Source organism: Streptomyces sp. MB09-01 (assembly GCF_033794505.1).
GTDB lineage: Bacteria > Actinomycetota > Actinomycetes > Streptomycetales > Streptomycetaceae > Streptomyces.
Window position 1 is genome coordinate 1 of sequence record NZ_JARAYQ010000451.1, and the last position, 3,823, is coordinate 3,823.

Consider the following 3,823-nt stretch of genomic DNA (forward strand, 5'->3'; position numbering starts at 1 on the left):
GAGGGTCAAGAGGCAAGGGCAGGGGGAGCGGACGGGGCCGGGTCTGCTGCCGGGGCTTCCGTGCGCTTCGGGGCGACGCGTCAGGGGTGAAACCCGGTTACCGGCTACCGGTAACCGGGCACGTTTCAAAAGGAGTTGTGCGGTGGGAACGTCGGCCGCATGATCCCCGGATGGACGACATGCCGAGACGGATCCCTGATTCCCTGCCGGCCCTGCGCGGGGCGGCCCGCCGAGCGGGCTTCACCCTGTCCTGCGAGGAGCGCACCGGCAGCCTGCTGGCCCTGCTCGCGGCCACCCGCCCCGGCGGCCGCACCCTCGAACTCGGCACGGGCGTGGGCGCAGGAACCGCCTGGCTCCTCAGCGGCATGGACGGAGCCTCCCGCCTGGTCACCGTCGAACTGGACGAGGCCGTACAGAAGGTCGCCCGCGAGCAGTTCCGTTCCGATCCGCGGGTGACCTTCGTGGCGGCGGACGGCGGTGCGTGGCTGGAGGAGTACGAGGGGGAACCGTTCGACCTGGTCTTCGCGGACACCTGGCCCGGCAAGTTCACCCACCTGGAACGGGCCCTTGCGCTCGTGGCCCCCGGCGGGACGTACCTGATCGACGACCTCCTCCCGCAGCCCGCCTGGCCGGAGGGCCACGGCGCCTCGGTCCGACGCCTGCTGGCCGAGCTCGAAGAGCGGCCGGACTTCCGTACCGTCCGCATGGCCTGGACGAGCGGCCTGCTCATGGCCGTGCGTACGGGCCCGAGCGGCAGGTGGTGATCCGGCCGGGCCGGTAGCTGATGATCCGGTCCGGTCCGGTCCGGTCCGGTCCAGTCCGGTCCGGTCCGTTCCGGTCAGTGCAAGCCGGTTCCGGCCGGCATCCGGCCGTACCGCCGCCGGCGGTCAACTCCCCCAGGGCGTCGTACTGGTGGTCCGTACGGCGGACGCGGCACGATACCTGTCATGACGACCGAAGGTACGCAGAACAGCGCAACGGCCCAGTTCCTCGCCGCGCGGGACTTCCTGCTGGAGCGCCGCGGTGACTACGAGGCCGCCCACACCGGATTCACCTGGCCCCGCCCCCGCCGCTTCAACTGGGCCCTGGACTGGTTCGACCACATCGCCGCCGGGAACGGAGCCGATGCCCTGCGCATCGTCGAGGAGGACGGCACCAGCGAGGCGCTCACCTTCGCCGAGCTGGCCGCCCGATCCGGTGCGGCCGCCAACTGGCTGCGCGAGCAGGGCATCGCGCCCGGCGACCGGATCCTCGTCATGCTCGGCAACCAGCGCGAGCTGTGGGAGGTGATGCTCGGCGCGATGAAACTGCGCGCCGTCGTCATCCCCGCCACCCCCCTGCTCGGCCCGGCCGACCTGCGCGACCGGGTCGAGCGCGGCCTCGTGCGCCACGTGATCGCGCGCGCCGAGGACACAGCCAAGTTCGACGAGGTGCCGGGCGGCTACACCCGGATCGCCGCGGGGCAGGAGATCCCGGCGGGCTGGCGCCGCCTCGCGGACATGGAGAGCGCGGACACCGCCTTCACTCCCGGAGGGGAGACCCTCGCCACCGATCCGCTGATGCTGTACTTCACCTCCGGCACCACCGACCGCCCCAAACTCGTCGAGCACACGCACGCCTCCTACCCCATCGGGCACCTCTCCACCATGTACTGGCTCGGTCTGCGCCCCGGTGACGTGCACCTCAACATCGCCTCGCCCGGCTGGGCCAAGCACGCCTGGTCGAACCTCTTCGCCCCCTGGAACGCCGGCGCCACGGTCTTCGTCCACAACTACACCCGCTTCGACCCGGAGCGGCTGATGGCCGAGATGGACCGGCACGGCGTGACCACCTTCTGCGCGCCGCCCACCGTGTGGCGCATGCTGATCCAGTCCGACCTCACCAAGCTGGCCCGGCCCCCGCGCGAGGCCGTCGCCGCGGGTGAGCCGCTCAACCCGGAGGTCATCGAGAAGGTCCGCGAGGCCTGGGGCGTCACCATCCGGGACGGCTTCGGCCAGACCGAGACCACCCTCCAGGTCGGCAATTTCCCCGGGGTGCCCGTCAAGCCCGGCTCCATGGGCCGCCCGGCGCCCGGCTACGAGATCGTCCTGGTGGACCCCGTCAGCGGAAAGGAGTCCCCGGACGAGGGCGAAATCTGCGTGAACCTGCGCGCCCGGCCCGCCGGCGTGACGACCGGCTACCGCGACGACCCGGAGCGCACCGCCGAGGCCATGGCGGACGGGCTCTACCGCACCGGCGACATCGCCGCGCGCGACGCCGACGGGTACCTCACCTACGTCGGGCGCTCCGACGACGTCTTCAAGGCCTCCGACTACAAGATCAGCCCGTTCGAGCTGGAGAGCGCCCTGCTGGAGCACGAGGCGGTCGCCGAGGCCGCCGTCGTGCCGGCCCCCGACGCGCTGCGGCTGGCGGTCCCGAAGGCGTACGTCACGCTCGCGGGCGGCTGGGAACCCGGGCCGGAGACGGCCCGGGTGCTGTTCGAGCACTCCCGCGCGGTGCTGTCCCCGTACAAGCGGATCCGCCGCATCGAGTTCGGCGAGCTCCCGAAGACCGTGTCCGGCAAGATCCGCCGGGTCGAGCTGCGGGAGCTCACCACGGCCGGCTCGACGGGGGAGTACGACGAGGCCGACCTGGGCTGAGCCGAGCAGGTCCGGGCTGGCGTACGGCGACCCGCTCAGCGGCCCGCTGTACGGGAACCCGGCCCCGTACGGGAACCCGGCCCCGTACGGGAACCTGCGGCCGGGGCCTTACGCCGGGAGGTGCGCCTCGATCGCGGCGACGACCTCGGGGGCCTCGGGCTCGGTACGCGGGCGGAAGCGCGCGACGACCTCTCCGGCGGGGGAGATCAGGAACTTCTCGAAGTTCCACTGGATGTCCCCCGCCGCGCCGTCCGCGTCCGGGGTCTTCACCAGCTCCTCGTACAGCGGGTGCCGGTTCTCCCCGTTGACCTCGGACTTCTCCAGGATCGGGAAGGTGACGCCGAAACCGGCCGCGCAGAAGGTCTGGATGTCCTCGGCGTTGCCGGGCTCCTGCTCGCCGAACTGGTTGCAGGGCACGCCGATGACGGTGAAGCCCTTCTCCTCGTACTTGAACTGCAGACGGGCCAGCCCCGAGTACTGCGGGGTGAGCCCGCACTGGGAGGCGGTGTTCACCAGGAGGATCGCCTTGCCCTTGTACGCCGCCAGGCTCGTGGGCTCGTCGGACAGGGTGGTCAGCGGGATGTCGTACAGGCTCATCGGGCTCTCCTCGGCAGGAAGGGCGACGGCCGGCGGCGGCGGGCGGCCGGCAGGCGGTAAGGACGTAGGCAAGCAACGCCTACGAGCTTAAGCGCCCCTCCTGCGGGTCAGGCAAGATCCAGAAGAGGTGGCCTTAGGCCCCCGATCCGACCAGGTCGTCCGCCGGGTCGTTGACGGGCTGCGGCATGCCGGTGAGGTCCATCACGAACAGCGGTATCCCCAGATCGTCCGCGCGGGTGCGGGCGTCGTCCGTGTAGCCGGCGAGGGCGAAGTAGACGCTGGTCGCGGAAGCTGTGAGTCCGTTCAGCCAGACGCACTCCACCGCCCGCAGCCCGGCCGGCGCGGTGGTCGGGTCCACCTGGGCGACCAGCCCGGGTGCCCGCAGGTCCACGGCCGCCGAAGGGATCGGGCGTGCGTCGGGCTGCCGCACGTCCTGGAAACCGAGCCAGCGCAGGTACAGCGCGGCCGTGGCCACCGCGTCGCGGGCCGTACGGATGGTCACCGGCCGGAAGGCGGGCCGCGGCAGCGGCGTGTGAGCAGGCTGCCCGACGGCGGCGGCGGCGGGGCGGTCGGCGGTCCCCCTGCCG

At 72.2% G+C, this 3,823-nt stretch carries 4 protein-coding genes; 2 read left to right on the plus strand and 2 right to left on the minus strand.

Features of this window, described 5'->3' with window-relative positions:
• The first annotated feature begins 170 nt into the window (after nt 1–170).
• Both PV721_RS42075 and PV721_RS42080 read left to right on the plus strand, forming a co-directional pair.
• Nucleotides 171–764, plus strand: a complete 594-nt coding sequence (locus PV721_RS42075) for an O-methyltransferase (protein WP_319733982.1) — start codon at nt 171–173, stop codon at nt 762–764.
• A 183-nt stretch (nt 765–947) separates the two neighbouring features.
• Nucleotides 948–2,639, plus strand: coding sequence for an AMP-binding protein (locus tag PV721_RS42080; RefSeq protein ID WP_319733984.1), 1,692 nt, complete (start codon nt 948–950; stop codon nt 2,637–2,639).
• A gap of 108 nt (nt 2,640–2,747) precedes the next feature.
• Here PV721_RS42080 and PV721_RS42085 read toward each other — a convergent pair whose 3' ends face one another.
• Nucleotides 2,748–3,236, minus strand: a complete 489-nt coding sequence (locus PV721_RS42085; RefSeq protein WP_319733987.1) for a glutathione peroxidase — start codon at nt 3,234–3,236, stop codon at nt 2,748–2,750.
• Nucleotides 3,237–3,369: 133 nt separating this feature from the next.
• The coding region (locus PV721_RS42090) for a hypothetical protein (protein WP_319733989.1) at nt 3,370–3,823 on the minus strand (454 nt) is incomplete at its 5' end.